We start from the raw sequence: 14438 nt of genomic DNA on the forward strand, positions 1-14438 counted from the left end.
GGCGTTGGAGTAATCATCCGAACTGAGAGCCTCCATCGATACGGATATTGGAGGCCTCCAATATCCGTTAGCAGCCGTTACATTCGCCCATTGCGCTTGTCGGGCATCTTTGGAGGCGCCGGCTGCAGGCGTTCGTGCAGCGCTTGTTCGATCACCCCAGCTCGCGAGGCGTCGAGCTGCTGAGCCAGGTCCCGCAGACGGCTGGCCTGGGCTTGGGCTGCGTTGTTGAATGCGTCCACCCACTGGCGCTTGACGTCAGGGTTTTGCCAAGGCTGGGCGAAGGCCTCGGTCAGCGTGCAGACCCGAATCCCAAGCCCTATTTGCACGCCCAATGCTTGGAGCTGGCGAATTAACGCATCGCTGATGGGTTGGTCAGTCAGTGGCTCCAGGAAGAACTGCTTAGCCTTGGACCCTTTGGCCACCAGAAACGGCAGTTCTGCAGTTAGGAGGGTGTCGATCGCAACGCCCCGTTCGCTCAACGGCTTCCACAGGCCCTTAGCCTTGAGCTCGGCTGCCCAGGCCATCAACGGAACAAGGGTGGTCGAGCGCTTGCGAGTTCCCTTCACCGTGAACAGCGTCCCTTTTGGGGAGTGTTCCTTCAAGAGGTGTTGCAATTGGGCCGTGCTGATCGCCAACACCCCAGCGGCCTCATTGAAGCTCAACGCCACGTCCACCTTGGGCCGCTGTTTCGCTAGGCGCAAATGGTCTGCGATCTTCTTCTCCATCTGGCCCACGTTTTCGGTGCCAGAGAGCTTGCCGAGAAAGCGATCGATGGCGCGGCGGTAAGCATCAGCAGCAGTAAGGGCCATTAGTTCGGCTCGCTCCCCTTACGGCCGACCTTTGAAGAGCGCGCGGCAGCATTGCTGCTTCGCCGCCCGACCTTGCGCGCCGGCAGGGTGCGCAGCGCCTCCAGGTCGATTCCGTAATCTAGGACACCCAAAGCTGGCGTTCCTCCGGCACCGTTGAGCTTCTCACTCACCGTAAAGGGCCTGCTGTAAGTCGCGTGGTGTTCGTCGTCCAATTCGTGGCCGACGATTTGGGCTCGCATCTCAGAGGCCACACCGCTGCCCTGCATCTCCTGAATCACGGTCTTTCGGAGACTATGGAAACCACGTTTCGCTTTCGACCACCCACCACTGTGCTTTTGGAGGTAGTAGCTGAACGCCTTCGATATCCAGTTCCCCGCACCATTCTTCGCCTTACTGTCAGCCTGCGGAAACAATCGCCAGTCCCCGCTCTCCCTTCGTTCGGCGACGTAGTCCAAGAAACCAAGCTTGATCAGGTCGGGATGCAACGGGACGACCCGATTGGAAACATCGGTCTTCAATCGCTGATCCTCCCCCTCATCGGTAAACCGTATGCACGGGATTCCCTCCTCTTCCTTGACGTCCAGGGTAAACAGCTGCCCCACCTCACCTGCCCGGGCGCCCGTATACAGGCCCAACAAAGCCGCCCAGCGCGCTCCCGTTGAAAGCTGCTTGAAGCTATCAGGCGCGAAGAGTTGATGAACCTGATCCAAGGTAAAGGCCTGGAAGCCAAATTTTCTGCGCTTGCGCTTCTCCGCCATCGAAACGCTGACGTGACCTGCGGCGACATTGTCTCCCTTGAGCACGTAGCCTGAAGCCATTGCCCAAGTGAAGAATCCTCTCTTTCCTGCGAGGTAGCTCTGGCGATTGTTGAGCGTAGAACGCGTTAACCCGCGCTTGGCCAAATGGTCGTAGAAGCGGGCCATCTCAGGCCGCGTGATGGTGTGCAGCTCGCGCTCGGCGCCCAAGAACTCGATCAGCTCTGTCACGGGAAGCAGTTTGATGCCGACCGTTTTGACCTCGATGTCCTCGGCGGCGACTTTATCCTGCCAGATTCGCTTCGCATCGATCAGGCTGATGGTCTCAGATGGCAGGGGCTGCGCCGCCGCTGATTCCAACGGGTTTGGCCCAGCCGCCGCCGGAACTGCACCCGTATCACGGAAGTGGAACTTGCCGATTTCTTCCAGCGCCTCCATTGCTCGAGCATGGTCGGCCGCATCCGTGGTCCGAAGACGGAAGCCCGGCAAGTCAATTTCATAACGCCGGGAGCCGTTCTCCGCGACGCTGCGCAGAACATCCTCAACCGTGAGTCCCTTCTTGGTCATGCACCCATCCCTGATGGCATCGAATGCTTGAGCATAACGCTGCGCGATGGCCAAGGCAGCCACTCTTGCGCTATGCAGTTGGATGCCCAAGGGATGCTTGACGAAAGGTTTGCCGACGATACCGCGCATGTCCGTCGGAACGCGCATGCGAAACTGGTAACGACCTGTGGAAGAGCGAGTGAGATAGCTTGGTAATCGCATCGGAGTTGTGCCCCGATTTGTGCCCCAAGCCGCCCTTCAAGACCTTAAAAAATGTCGTTTAAAAACAAACACTTACTAAGGATTGGCGGAGAGAGTGGGATTCGAACCCACGGAAGGTTTAACCCTTCGCCGGTTTTCAAGACCGGTGCCTTAAACCGCTCGGCCATCTCTCCAATCGGGTCCCGGTCGCCCGGGCAGCGGCGTATTCTCGCACGTGAAGAGCATTTGCCCAAGACCACCCTTGCCCCCGCCCTTCGCATCCGGCACGGTGGGGCCTTCACTGCAATCGGAGCCCCCATGGCCCACCTCGATCTGGCCAACCTGCGCACCACCCTGCTGGGCGACACCCAGCTGGCCGCAGTGGCCCTGCACCGCACGTTCGCCGGGCACCTGCCGGTCAGCAGTGGGCATCTGGTGGTCTGCGATCCGCTGGTCCAGGCCGAGGCGCCGGCGCTGGCCGACTACACCGCCCCGCTGGGCCGGCATCCGGTCGAGATCATCGTGCACAGCGGCCGCCCGGCGCTGGCCGTGGTCTGGTTCAAGCCCCGCGAAGCCCTCACTGCGTCTGCCCTGCACTGGCAGATGGCGCGCTGGACCACGCAGGACCTCACTGGACTGGATGAGGACAGCTTCATTGGCTATCCGGTCGACGCCGGCATCGGATGCTTCATGGATACCAACACCCAGCAGGCACTGCTGGCCCTGATCGAACAGGCCGATGGCGACGAAGACAGCGAATGGTCGGATGCGCTGATCGACCATGACGGCCTGGATGAAGGCGCCGAGTACCGCCCCTGGGGCGAGGACTCACCACACGGCCTGATCGTGTTCACCAGCGGTTGGGGCGACGGCGTCTATCCGAGCTACTGGGCGCTGGATACCTCCGGCATTCCGGTCGCCCTGGTCACCGACTTCCTGTGCATCCAGGGCGGTGACGGGCGCGACGAGCGCGAGATCGCCGACCAGGCCTATCGCGACAGTCTTCCACCCGAAGAAGCTGAAGCGCTGGCACGGCTGGTTGCCGCCGTGGACCGCGACGACCCGGATGCGCTGCGAGAGCTGTTGAAGGATGCGCCACAGCGCGCCAACCAGATCGAGCCCGGTTGCGGCGGCACCGCCCTGTTCGAGGCGATCCGCCTGGACCGTCCACAGGCACTGCGGGTGCTGCTGCAGGGCGGCGCGTTGCCGGCAATGCCGGAGCGCCTGCACATGAGCAAGGTGACCAGCTACATGGACTACGCCCGCTTCCTGAAGAAGCCACGCAGCGCGGAACTGATGGCGGTACTGGAAGCACCGGTCATTGCCGAGCCCAGGCCAACCACACCGCCGCGGCGCAGCTTGTGGGATCGGCTATTCGGCCGGAAGTGACCGGGGCCGAAAAGCAGCAACGCCGGGCATGGCCCGGCGCTACCGTTTCACAGATCGGCGGTGCAGTTGCGGCCAGGTGCCTCAGCCCGCATCCACTGCCAACGCGCCCAGCGCACTGGCCTTGATCCGCTCCTTGGCCTTTTCACAGGCGCCACCGCAATCCAGGCGCGAGGCCTCCAGCTGCGGCGGCAGGTGCTCGGCCAGGAAGTCGATGAACACGCGCACCGCCGGCAGCAAGCCGCGGCGCGAGGCGAACACGGCATGGCACACGCCCTGCGGCAGCGACCAGTCCGGCAGCACCACTTCAAGTTCGCCGTTGCGCACCGCATCGGCGCACACGGTTTCCGGCAGCATGGTGATGCCGAAGCCGTCCTTCACCATGCTCTGCAGCAGCGGGAAGTCGAAGCCGGCCACGCGCGGCTGCAGGTCGACCCGGCGCACTTCGCCTTCCGGGCCGTGCAGCTCCCAGCGCTGGCGTGCTTCGTCTTCGCTGATGCTGAGGGTGACGTGCTGGGTCAGCTCTTCAGGATCCTTCGGCCGGCCGGCGCGATCCAGGTACTTCGGGCTGGCCACCAGCAGTTCCTGCACCTGTCCGAAGCTGCGCATCACCAGGCTGCCATCGTCGTCCAGGCGCGAGCGCACGCGCAGGGCCACGTCGTAGCCTTCGTTGATGATGTCCACGCGGCGGTTGCTGATGTTCAACTGCAGGCGCACCTTCGGGTACTGCTCAAGGAACTTGGGCAGCAGCTTGGGCAGCTGCATCTGCGCCAGCGATACCGGCACGCTGGCGCGCACCACGCCGCGCGGTTCCGCGCTGAGGCGGTCCACCACTTCGCGTGCGGCCTGTGCCTCGGCCAGCATCGTCTGCGCGTGGCGGTGCACGCTGGTGCCGACGTCGGTGACGGCGAAACGACGCGTGGAGCGCTGCAGCAGGCGAACGCCCAGGTCGGTTTCCAGCTGGCTGATGCGGCGGCTCAGGCGCGACTTGGGGATACCCAGTGCGCGCTCGGCGGCGGCGAATCCGCCATGGTCGACCACCATCGCGAAGTAGTACAGATCATTCAGGTCATGCATGCCCGAGTTCCATATCTAGAACAATACGTGGCATTCAACCACCTTTATTCCGCCTTTGCAACAACCTATCGTTCTCTCCGTCGGCGGGGCACCCCGCCCCTTCCTCCCAGAACATAGGTGACTGCCATGAAGCTTCTGCATCTCGACGCCAGCGTGCTTGGCGACAACTCCGTGTCCCGCCAGCTGTCGGCCGCCGTGGTCGCCCGCTTCACCGGCCAGATCGACGGCCTGCAGGTCGATTATCGCGATCTTGACGCCAATCCGGTACCGCATCTGCGCAGCAGCTCGCTGGCCAAGACCGATGCCGCCGAGGCGACCGACGCTGAACAGGTGATGCAGCAGTTCCTGGACGCCGACATCGTGGTGATCGGCGCGCCGATGTACAACTTCAGCATTCCGTCCACCCTGAAGGCCTGGATCGACCGCGTGGCCGTGGCCGGGCGCACCTTCAAGTACACCGAGAACGGCCCGGTCGGCCTGGCCGGTGGCAAGCGGGTGATCATCGCCAGCAGCCGTGGCGGCATCTACACCGATTCGCCCGCGGACTTCCAGGAGCCGTTCCTGCGCCAGACGTTTGCCTTCTGGGGCATCAACGATGTCGAGTTCGTACGCGCCGAAGGCATCGCCTACTCGCCGCAGCACCGCGAAGACGCCATTGCCGGCGCACTGGCTGCGCTGCCGTCGCACGAAGCGGCCGCGGCCGCTGCTGCATAAGCGTTCCAGCGTTCGGCGCCGCTCTCTCCTCGTCTGGGCGCTGAACGCGGGCCGGGATCCCCTCCCCCATCCCGGCCCACCCTGGCGGCCCCGCTCTGCGGGGCCGTTTTTTTGTGGCGCATGGACTGAGCGCTATGTCATCCACGCATGGCGTGGCTCTACCGCACGTGCGCGTGGATACGCTGCCATGCGCGACGCTCACCAGAACGTTAGGCTGGGACCATGAACTACATCGTGACCACTACACACCGCAGCGAATTTCCGCACCCGATCACCCTGCGCCGTGGCCAGCCGCTGGTGGTGGGCGAACGTTATGAAGGGCCTGAAGGCTGGGAAGACTGGTTCCTGTGCGAGGCAGAGGGCCAGCAGCCGGGATTCGTGCCCGCGCCGGTGATCGGCCGCGACGCGCAGGGTGGCGCATTTGCCACGGAAGACTACTGTGCGCGCGAACTGGATGTGGATCCCGGGCAGCTGCTGCGCGGGGTGCGCACGCTCAATGGCTGGGCATGGTGCGTGCCGGAGAACGGCGAACCGGGATGGGTGCCGTTGGAGAAGTTGCGGGTTGTGGAGTGATCACGGTGGCTCATCCACGCATGGCGTGGATGTAGCCCGCATTGTAGATCCACGCCATGCGTGGATACGGTGCCATGCAAGCATGGCACCCACCAGAGCCGCAGCAGTGCCATGCAAGCATGGCACCCACCAGAGCCGCAGCAGTGCCATGCAAGCATGGCACCCACCAGAGCCAGAGCAGTGCCATGCAAGCATGGCACCCACCCCATCAGGCTATCAGCCGATGGTTTCCAGGCCGCCCATGTACGGACGCAGGGCCTCCGGCACGGTGATGCTGCCGTCGGCGTTCTGGTAGTTCTCCATCACTGCGATCATCGCGCGGCCAACGGCCACGCCCGAGCCGTTCAGCGTGTGCGCCAGTTCCGGCTTGCCGGTGGCCGGGTTGCGCCAGCGGGCCTGCATGCGGCGGGCCTGGAAATCACCACAGTTCGAGCACGAGGAGATCTCGCGGTAGGTCTCCTGCGACGGCAGCCAGACTTCCAGGTCGTAGGTCTTCACCGCCGAGAAGCCCATGTCGCCGGTGCACAGCAGCACCTTGCGGTACGGCAGGCCCAGCTTTTCCAGCACCACTTCGGCGCAGCGGGTCATGCGCTGGTGTTCGGCATCGCTGTCTTCCGGGCGGCTGATCGAAACCAGCTCGACCTTCTCGAACTGGTGCTGGCGGATCATGCCGCGCACGTCGCGACCACCGCTGCCGGCCTCGGCACGGAAGCACATCGAGTGGGCGGTCATGCGCAACGGCAGGCGTTCGGCATCGACGATCTCGTCGCGCACGATGTTCGTCAGCGGTACTTCCGAGGTCGGGATCAGGTAGCGGGTGGAATCGCCCACGGCCGTCTTGAACAGGTCGTCCTCGAACTTCGGCAGCTGGCTGGTGCCGCGCAGCGAATCGGCGTTGACCAGCAGCGGCACGTTGGTTTCCTCATAGCCGTGCTCGCCGGTGTGCAGGTCGACCATGAACTGGGCCAGCGCACGGTGCAGGCGCGCGATCGGGCCGCGCAGCACGGTAAAGCGCGAGCCGGACAGCTTGGCGGCGGTCTCGCCGTCCAGCCAGCCGTTGCGGGCGCCCAGTTCGACGTGGTCGAGCACCTTGAAATCGAACTGGCGCGGGGTTCCCCAGCGCGACTGCTCGACGTTGTCGTTCTCGTCGGCACCGGCCGGCACGTCATCGGCCGGCAGGTTCGGGATGCCCATCGAGATCGCTTCGATCTTCTCGCGCAGCTCGTCCAGCGCCACTTCCGAGGCCTTCAGCTCGTCGGCGAAGGCAGCGACCTCGGCCATGATGGCCGAGACGTCCTCGCCCTTCGCCTTGGCCTGGCCGATGGCCTTGGAACGGCTGTTACGCAGGCTCTGCAGCTCCTGGGTCCGCACCTGGATGCGCTTGCGATCGGCCTCCAGGGACTCCAGGGCAGACACGTCGAGCTCGAAGCCGCGGCTGGTGCGCAGGCGTTCGGCGAGGTCGGCGGGCTGGTGGCGGAGCAGGGCTGGATCAAGCATGGCAGGTGTCGTGGTGGGTATCAGGGATGGGATTATCGCTTGTTATACGGATTTCTGCCGCCCGGTTCATTCCCGGCGTGGCAGAATCGGGCTATTCCGTACTGGTCCGGTCCATGTCTGCACCCCGCTCGTCGTCCGCCAAGTCGTTCACTGTGCATATCCCGCGCAACGCCCTGAAGATCGCCGGCATCGCCTTCGGCGTGGGCGTGCTGCTGTTCGTGCTGGTCTGGCTGACCGGCCGTGACAAGGAGTTCTTCCGCGCCGACCCGGCCGCACAGACCCCGCAGGAAACCGCCCAGGTCGAGCCCCTGCCGGAACCCTTGGCCGCTGCGGCCGGTTCCAGCGACATGCCTGACGCCAAGCCGGCACCGGTGGAGGAAGAAGCGCCGAAGCTGGTCGAAACCGCTCCGCCGCCACCCGCCCCGATCGCCGAGCCGGCCCCGGCCGCCCCGGGCGCAGCGCCGGCCGCGACCGGCAACAGCCAGCCGATGCCGATTGCCGGCCAGTCGCCGCCGCCGTCGTACCCCGCCGCCGCCCTGCGCGCCGGCGAAACCGGCACCGTGGTGGTACGCGTGGATGTGGACGCCACCGGCTATCCCAACAACGCCACGGTGATCCAGCGCAGTGGTTCACGCGACCTCGACCGTGCCGCCACCGACGCGGTGCGCCGCTGGCGATTCACCCCGGCGCAGAGCAATGGCCAGGCCGTGCCCGGCAGCATTGAAGTACCGTTCGACTTCAAGACGCAGTAACTGAACGCTTCCCGGCAGGCAAACTGAACCCTGCCGGTGGCGTTGACGCAGCGCTGACACTTCCCGTCCATGGCTCGGGCAACACTTCCCACGTCGTCAGTTGACGGAAGGAGTTTGCGATGACTGCCACCACCCACGAAGACCTTCATTCGCCGCAGCTGCAGCAGGATTCGAGCGTGCAGCACAAGCCCACGTCGCCCTGGATGTGGATCGCGCTGATTGTGGCGATGTTTGCGGCCGCCCTGCTGTGGCTGCGCCATTCCAACCAGGAGGATGTGGCGCCGGCACCGGTTGGTGAGCGCATGTTGCCCGCCCCTGAGCAGGCTGCGGTGACTGATGCAGCAACACCTGCAACGCGCCAGGCTGCCCCTGCCTCCAGCCAGCACAAGGCCGCACCGGCGATACGTAATCGCGAAGCACGCCCGCTGGCGAGCAACCGCATGCCCACCTACCCCGCTGCTGCACTGCGCAGTGGCGTGCAGGGCAGCGTGATCGCCAGCCTGAATGTCGATACCCGTGGCAATGTCGCCAACGCTGCGATTGTTTCGCGCAGCGGCGAGCGCAGCCGCGACCTGGATCGTGCGGTGCTGAACACCGTGCAGAACTGGAAGTTCCAGCCTGCGGTGCAGGAAGGCCGTGCAGTAGCAAGCGTGGTGCGGGTCCCGGTGGATTTCCGTACCGAGCAGCGTTGATCGCGGACGAGGGGTTCGTGATGTTTCGACGGAGGCTTCGGCCTCCGTCTTTTTATGCGGAAAGGCGTGCCAACCAAGGTTGGCACCTACCGGGCGATGTGAGCGTGCCGACCAAGGTCGGCACCTACCGGGCGATATGAGCGTGCCAACCAAGGTTGGCACCTACCGGGCGATATGAGCGTGCCGACCGAGGTCGGCACCTACCGGGTGATGTGAGCGTGCCAACCAAGGTTGGCACCCACCGGGTTACGTCATCTGCCGGGCGTGGCCGCTCAGGCCAGGTTGAACCCGGCGCTGCGCGCCAGGCCGTCGAAATCCGGGAAGGAGGTGGCGACGTTGGCGATATCGTTGATGCGCACTTCGCCGTCACTGATCTGGCCGGCGATGGCGAAGGCCATGGCGATGCGATGGTCACCGTGGCTTTCGATGGTGCCACTGCCCAGGCGTACACCGCCGTGCAGGGTGGCGCCGTCTTCGGTTTCATCCACCTGCATGCCCAGCGCGCGCAGGCCGGTGGCCATCGCCGCAAGACGATCGGATTCCTTCACCCGCAGTTCGGCGGCACCGCTGACCACGGTCTGGCCTTCGGCGGCCGCAGCGGCCACGAACAGCGCCGGGAACTCGTCGATCATGTCCGGCACCAGTGCTTCCGGAATGCGTGCGCCCTTCAACTGAGCGTAGCGCACCACCAGATCCGCCACCGGCTCACCGCCCTGCTCGGCCGGATTTTCTTCGGTGATGTCCGCCCCCATCAGGCGCAGCGCGTGCAGCAGGCCGGTGCGGCGCGGGTTCAGGCCGACCTGTTTCAGGCGCAGCTCGGAGCCGGGAATGATACTGGCCGCAACCAGATAGAACGCGGCCGAAGAGAAGTCCGCCGGCACCACGATGTCAGTCGCGCGCAGGCGCTGGCCACCACGCAGGCGTGCCTTGCCGGGCGAGAATTCGATGTCCACGCCGAACGCGGACAGCATGCGCTCGGTGTAGTCACGGGTCGGGTGCGGTTCGGTCACCTGGGTTTCGCCCTGCGCGTACAGGCCGGCCAACAGCACCGCCGACTTGATCTGCGCGCTGGCCACCGGCGAGGCGAAGTCGATGCCGTGCAGCGATTGCCCGCCATGCACGTGCAGCGGCGGCGTCCCGTCTTCCTGGGTGTCGATCTTCGCGCCCATCTGCGACAGCGGGCCGGTCACGCGGCGCATCGGGCGGCCGGACAGCGACTCATCGCCGATCAGCGTGCAGTCGAATGCCTGGCCCGCCAGCAGACCGGCCAACAGGCGCATGCCGGTACCGGCGTTGCCGCAGTCCAGCGGCGCATCCGGCGCCTTCAGGCCGTCGATACCGACGCCGTGCACGATGCGCTGCGACGGGCTGGGGGTTTCGATGCGCACGCCCAGCTGGCCGAAGATGCGCGCAGTGGCGCGGGTGTCCTCGCCTTCCAGGAAACCTTCGATATGCGAGGTGCCATCGGCCAGCGCGGCGAACATCACCGAGCGGTGCGAGACCGACTTGTCGCCGGGAATGGTCAGGCTGCCCTGCAGCGGCTGGCCCTTGCGGGCAATCCAGTGTTGCGCGTTGCTCATCGTTCGATCATTCCGTAAACGCCGGCAGCACCGGCGATGCATCAGGGGGCAGCGGCCGCAGCCGCCACAGCAGCACTCAGGGCACGGCCACCGGATAGGAACCCAGCACCTTGATCTGTGCCGAGTGCGCTTCCAGTTCGGCCAGCGCGGCCTGCATCGGCGCGTCGTCGATATGGCCGGCCAGGTCGATGAAGAAGCCGTATTCCCACTTGCCGTGGTGCGACGGGCGCGACTCGATGCGGTTCATGCTGATGCCGTGGCGGGCGAACGGGCTGAGCACGTCGAACAGCGCACCGGGCTTGTCATGGATGAACACCAGCACCGAGGTGCGGTCATGGCCGGAGGTCGGGAAGATGTTGCGGCCCACCACCAGGAAGCGGGTGGTGTTGTCGGCATCGTTCTGGATCGGCTTGGTGACCACCTTCTTCAGGCCGTACACGTGGCCGGCGCTCTCGCCACCAATGGCCGCCGCGTCGTCGGCGTTGCGCGCACGGCGCGCACCTTCAGCGTTGCTGGATACCGGAATCTTCTCGGCCTTCGGCAGGTTGGCGCGCAGCCACGCCGAGGTCTGCATGAACGACTGCGGGTGCGCGTAGATGCGCTCGATGTCCTCGATCCGGCCACTGCGCGACATCAGGTACTGCTGCACGCGCAGTTCCACTTCGCCACAGATCTTCAGGTTGGAGGTCAGGAACATGTCCAGGGTGATCTGGATGGTGCCCTGCCCCGAATTCTCCACCGGCACCACGCCGAAATCGGCGTTGCCCGCTTCCACTTCCTGGAACACTTCTTCGATGCTGGCCATCGGCAGGCCCAGCGCGGAGCGGCCGAAGTGCTTGAGCACGGCCTGCTGGCTGAAGGTGCCTTCCGGGCCGAGGTAGCCGATCTTCAGCGGCTCCTGCTGGGCCAGGCAGGCCGACATGATCTCGCGGTAGACGTGCACCAGCAGCTCATCGCTGAGCGGGCCTTCGTTGCGGTCCACCACCATGCGCAGCACCTGCGCTTCGCGCTCGGGGCGGTAGTAGTCGACGGCGGCGGCGAGCTTGCCCTTGGCCTTGCCGACCTGGTGGGCGAAACGCGCGCGCTCGGCGATCAGGCTCTGGATGTCGCGGTCGATCTGGTCGATCTTCGAGCGCACATCGGCCAGCGCCAGCGGCGCCAGGGTGGGTGCCGGGTTCGACGCGGCCTTGGACCTGCCCTTCGCCCTGGTGGACGCGCTGTCCTTGGCCGGTTCGGCCTTCTTCGGCGCCTTCTTGCTGGATTTGCTGCTTGCCATCGGAATTCCTTGTTGCGGGGCACGCACCCGACGGTGCGCGCCGTTCATTGCTCAGCCGTGACGCTGCTGGAAATCGGCCATGAAGGCGACCAGCGCCTCGGCCCCGGCCAGCGGCATGGCGTTGTACAGCGAGGCGCGGATGCCACCCACCACCTTGTGGCCCTTCAGCGCCAGCAGGCCGGCGGCCTTGGCTTCGGCGACGAAACGCGCATCAAGCTCGGCATCAGGCAGGAAGAACGGGATGTTCATCCGCGAGCGGGCCGCGTGTGCGACCTCGTTGCGGTAGAAGCCGCCGGAGCCGTCGATGGCGCCGTACACCAGCGCTGCCTTGGCGGCATTGCGCTTGGCGAACTCGGCCACGCCGCCCTCGGCCAGCATCCACTTGAACACCAGGCCGGCCAGGTACCAGTTCCAGGTCGGCGGGGTGTTGAGCATCGAATCGCGGGCGACATGCGAGCGGTAGTCGAAGATGTCCGCGCGCGGCTGGCCGCTGCGCTCGAGCAGATCGCGGCGGATGATCATCACCGCGATGCCGACCGGGCCCAGGTTCTTCTGCGCGCCGGCGTAGATCACGCCATAACGGCGCACATCCAGCGGTTCGCTGGCGATGGACGAGCTGAAGTCGGCGATCAGCGGGACGCTGCCGGTGTCGGGTACATCACGGAACTCGACGCCGTGGATGGTCTCGTTGGCGGTGATGTGCACGTAGGCGGCATCGGGTGAGAGCTGCCAGTCGGCACGCGGCGGCAGCGTGCGGTAGCCATCGGCCTCGCTGCTGGCGGCGATGTTGACGTCGACGTAGACACCGGCCTGCTTGACCGCCGTCTTGCCCCAGTGGCCACTGACCACGTAATCGGCACGCTGGCCGGGGGCGGCGAAGTTGAGCGGGATCAGCGCCTGCTGGGTGGTGGCACCACCGGACAGGAACAGCACCGCATAGTCTTCGGGGATATCGAGCAGTCGACGCAGGTCGGCCTCGGCCTCGGCGGCCACGGACATGAACTCCGCGCCGCGATGGCTCATTTCCACGATCGAGGCACCGGTACCGTGCCAGTCCAGCATTTCCGCCTGCGCCTGGCGCAGGACCGATTCCGGCAAGGTTGCAGGGCCGGCACTGAAGTTGAACGCGCGCGTCATGTCACACCTGTGGGGCAAGACCCCTAGTATGCCGCAGTGCACCAGCCTTGCGGCCTTGTGCGGCAAGGGAAATTTGGTTTCATTGGAATCCATTGGCCAGCAGCATTGCCCCGGTAGTCGCCGACCTTGGTCGGCGTACGCCGTCAGGCGTCATCCCCGCCGAAGGAGCGTGCCGACCAAGGTCGGCACCTACCAGAGCGGATACGGCCGGTTCAGATCAGCGCGCGCCGAACCAGAGCAGCAGGCTGAGCAGTGCAGCCAGCAGCAGCGCACTCACCAGCAACCACGGCCAGCGCCGGACCTTGCGCGGCGCGGCCGGCAGCACCGGCGCCTGCTCGGCGTCCTGGCCGGACTCGACTTCATCCGGCAGCGGGCGCCGGCGCGGGTCATGCGGCACTTCCAGCACGAACCGGTGCTGGCCATCGAACACCACCTGGTCGCCGGCCTGCAGCCAGCAGTGGCGCACGGCCACGCCATTGACCCGTGTGCCATCGGCACTGCCCAGGTCACGCAACAGCACGCGCTCGCCGTGCACTTCCACGCGGGCGTGCTGTTCGGCGAAGGCCGGTTCATTGATCTCGATGTCAGCGTCGCCACCGCGGCCGATCAGGCGGGACCGCGACAGCGTGAAGCTGCGGCCATGGTGCAGGCCACCGACACCGCGCAGCAGGCGCTGCTGCTCATTGGTGCCGTCACCGCTGTTCGGTGCGGGGGCCTGCAGCAGGCTCTCCACCTCGCCCTGCAGGACCATTTCCACGCCGTCCACATACACCGCATCACCCGCACGCAGCAGCGCCATGCGCCGCACCGGACGACCGTTGACATGAATGCCGCGGATACCGTTGCCGACCTGCAACCAGAGGCCGCGATCATCCACGCAGAACTGCGCCAGCAGCAGGGCACCGTGGCCGGCGTCGCCGAGCCTCACACTGCCATTGGCCTGGCGCACGATGCGTTGCACCCCGGGCCGCAGCGGCTGGTCGGGCTGTTGTTGTTGGCTGAAGTGAACAAGCAGGTTCTGCACGCGGCGCAGCCTAGCAGGTTGGTCGCCAACGAAGAAGAACCCACGATGAGTGCTTGGCGCGAAGGCCCTCGATGCGCACAATGCTCGCCCTCATTGATCATCCCCGCTTTGCGCCAGGAGCCTGCATGTCCACCATCGATGTCCGCCACGCCCACGCCCTGCCCGATGCACAGGCGCGCGCCGCGATCGAACAGGTCGCCGCCAAGCTGTCCGAGCGCTTCGGCCTGAAGTCGTCCTGGACTGCCGACGTACTGAATTTCTCCGGCAGCGGCGTGGACGGTGCGATCGAGCTGCAGCCGGGCGCCGTGCGCGTCACGGCCAAGCTGGGCTTCCTGCTTTCGGCGATGAAGGGCATGGTCGAAGGCGAGATCCAGCGCGTTCTGAAGGAAAAGCTGGGCTGAACCCCGGCGGCGGCCGTC

At 65.6% G+C, this 14438-nt stretch carries 14 protein-coding genes and 1 tRNA gene; 6 read left to right on the top strand and 9 right to left on the bottom strand.

Translation table 11 applies throughout. The annotated features are described in order from the left end of the window. Window positions 1-77 precede the first annotated feature (77 nt). From ACZLHH_RS14960 to ACZLHH_RS14970, 3 genes are all read right to left on the bottom strand, one after another. Complete coding sequence (locus ACZLHH_RS14960) at window positions 78-809, bottom strand: hypothetical protein (protein WP_006375976.1); 732 nt, start codon at window positions 807-809, stop codon at window positions 78-80. Continuing rightward, complete coding sequence (locus ACZLHH_RS14965) at window positions 809-2278, bottom strand: site-specific integrase (RefSeq protein WP_065427812.1); 1470 nt, start codon at window positions 2276-2278, stop codon at window positions 809-811. The genes ACZLHH_RS14960 and ACZLHH_RS14965 overlap by 1 nt, the downstream gene beginning before the upstream one ends. Before the next feature lie 137 nt (window positions 2279-2415). Next, window positions 2416-2505 (bottom strand) — tRNA-Ser (locus ACZLHH_RS14970). 124 nt (window positions 2506-2629) lie between these two features. Here ACZLHH_RS14970 and ACZLHH_RS14975 point away from each other — a divergent pair. Continuing rightward, window positions 2630-3700 carry a DUF4241 domain-containing protein gene (locus ACZLHH_RS14975; protein ID WP_180845342.1) on the top strand — a complete coding sequence of 357 codons (1071 nt, stop codon included), beginning with the start codon at window positions 2630-2632 and terminating at the stop codon, window positions 3698-3700. 81 nt (window positions 3701-3781) lie between these two features. Here the strand turns inward: ACZLHH_RS14975 and ACZLHH_RS14980 are convergent, their stop codons facing one another. After that, on the bottom strand, window positions 3782-4774 hold the full coding sequence (locus ACZLHH_RS14980) for a LysR family transcriptional regulator (protein ID WP_005410175.1): 993 nt from the start codon (window positions 4772-4774) through the stop codon (window positions 3782-3784). Window positions 4775-4900: 126 nt separating this feature from the next. On the opposite strand from ACZLHH_RS14980, the gene ACZLHH_RS14985 reads away from it, so the two are divergent. Beyond that, a complete protein-coding gene (locus ACZLHH_RS14985) occupies window positions 4901-5488 on the top strand; it encodes an FMN-dependent NADH-azoreductase (protein ID WP_180845343.1) in 588 nt (195 codons plus the stop codon). 222 nt (window positions 5489-5710) lie between these two features. After that, a complete protein-coding gene (locus tag ACZLHH_RS14990) occupies window positions 5711-6061 on the top strand; it encodes an SH3 domain-containing protein (RefSeq protein ID WP_180845344.1) in 351 nt (116 codons plus the stop codon). Between the two features lie 216 nt (window positions 6062-6277). Here ACZLHH_RS14990 and serS read toward each other — a convergent pair whose 3' ends face one another. Then, entirely contained in the window at window positions 6278-7558 is a 1281-nt protein-coding gene (gene serS / locus ACZLHH_RS14995; RefSeq protein ID WP_132810421.1) for a serine--tRNA ligase, read from the bottom strand. A gap of 113 nt (window positions 7559-7671) precedes the next feature. On the opposite strand from serS, the gene ACZLHH_RS15000 reads away from it, so the two are divergent. Continuing rightward, a complete protein-coding gene (locus tag ACZLHH_RS15000) occupies window positions 7672-8310 on the top strand; it encodes an energy transducer TonB (protein ID WP_121503608.1) in 639 nt (212 codons plus the stop codon). A gap of 119 nt (window positions 8311-8429) precedes the next feature. Further along, window positions 8430-9002 (top strand): energy transducer TonB, encoded by a 573-nt coding sequence (locus ACZLHH_RS15005; RefSeq protein WP_180845345.1) that lies wholly within the window; start codon window positions 8430-8432, stop codon window positions 9000-9002. 272 nt (window positions 9003-9274) lie between these two features. Here the strand turns inward: ACZLHH_RS15005 and aroA are convergent, their stop codons facing one another. From aroA to ACZLHH_RS15025, 4 genes are all read right to left on the bottom strand, one after another. Continuing rightward, the gene (aroA, locus tag ACZLHH_RS15010) at window positions 9275-10582 is read right to left on the bottom strand and encodes a 3-phosphoshikimate 1-carboxyvinyltransferase (RefSeq protein ID WP_107432862.1); all 1308 of its coding nucleotides are present in this window, start codon (window positions 10580-10582) and stop codon (window positions 9275-9277) included. Window positions 10583-10658: 76 nt separating this feature from the next. After that, window positions 10659-11858, bottom strand: a complete 1200-nt coding sequence (gene pheA, locus ACZLHH_RS15015) for a prephenate dehydratase (protein ID WP_180845346.1) — start codon at window positions 11856-11858, stop codon at window positions 10659-10661. Between the two features lie 51 nt (window positions 11859-11909). Next, a complete protein-coding gene (gene serC / locus ACZLHH_RS15020; RefSeq protein ID WP_180845347.1) occupies window positions 11910-12995 on the bottom strand; it encodes a 3-phosphoserine/phosphohydroxythreonine transaminase in 1086 nt (361 codons plus the stop codon). A 217-nt stretch (window positions 12996-13212) separates the two neighbouring features. After that, the gene (locus tag ACZLHH_RS15025; RefSeq protein WP_180845348.1) at window positions 13213-14019 is read right to left on the bottom strand and encodes an FHA domain-containing protein; all 807 of its coding nucleotides are present in this window, start codon (window positions 14017-14019) and stop codon (window positions 13213-13215) included. 125 nt (window positions 14020-14144) lie between these two features. Here ACZLHH_RS15025 and ACZLHH_RS15030 point away from each other — a divergent pair, with 125 nt between their 5' ends. Beyond that, on the top strand, window positions 14145-14420 hold the full coding sequence (locus ACZLHH_RS15030) for a polyhydroxyalkanoic acid system family protein (protein ID WP_005417302.1): 276 nt from the start codon (window positions 14145-14147) through the stop codon (window positions 14418-14420). Window positions 14421-14438 lie beyond the last annotated feature (18 nt).

This window comes from Stenotrophomonas sp. 28608_Sma, from assembly GCF_056486185.1.

Bases quoted from the DNA above. Each gene is read 5' to 3' on its own strand.
- ACZLHH_RS15030 (WP_005417302.1), top strand. From the start codon at position 14,145: ATGTCCACCATCGATGTCCGCCACGCCCACGCCCTGCCCGATGCACAG.
- ACZLHH_RS15005 (WP_180845345.1), top strand. From the start codon at position 8,430: ATGACTGCCACCACCCACGAAGACCTTCATTCGCCGCAGCTGCAGCAG.
- serC (WP_180845347.1), bottom strand. From the start codon at position 12,995: ATGACGCGCGCGTTCAACTTCAGTGCCGGCCCTGCAACCTTGCCGGAA.
- ACZLHH_RS14990 (WP_180845344.1), top strand. From the start codon at position 5,711: ATGAACTACATCGTGACCACTACACACCGCAGCGAATTTCCGCACCCG.
- ACZLHH_RS14980 (WP_005410175.1), bottom strand. From the start codon at position 4,774: ATGCATGACCTGAATGATCTGTACTACTTCGCGATGGTGGTCGACCAT.
- aroA (WP_107432862.1), bottom strand. From the start codon at position 10,582: ATGAGCAACGCGCAACACTGGATTGCCCGCAAGGGCCAGCCGCTGCAG.
- pheA (WP_180845346.1), bottom strand. From the start codon at position 11,858: ATGGCAAGCAGCAAATCCAGCAAGAAGGCGCCGAAGAAGGCCGAACCG.
- ACZLHH_RS14975 (WP_180845342.1), top strand. From the start codon at position 2,630: ATGGCCCACCTCGATCTGGCCAACCTGCGCACCACCCTGCTGGGCGAC.
- ACZLHH_RS15000 (WP_121503608.1), top strand. From the start codon at position 7,672: ATGTCTGCACCCCGCTCGTCGTCCGCCAAGTCGTTCACTGTGCATATC.
- ACZLHH_RS14985 (WP_180845343.1), top strand. From the start codon at position 4,901: ATGAAGCTTCTGCATCTCGACGCCAGCGTGCTTGGCGACAACTCCGTG.
- ACZLHH_RS14960 (WP_006375976.1), bottom strand. From the start codon at position 809: ATGGCCCTTACTGCTGCTGATGCTTACCGCCGCGCCATCGATCGCTTT.
- serS (WP_132810421.1), bottom strand. From the start codon at position 7,558: ATGCTTGATCCAGCCCTGCTCCGCCACCAGCCCGCCGACCTCGCCGAA.
- ACZLHH_RS14965 (WP_065427812.1), bottom strand. From the start codon at position 2,278: ATGCGCGTTCCGACGGACATGCGCGGTATCGTCGGCAAACCTTTCGTC.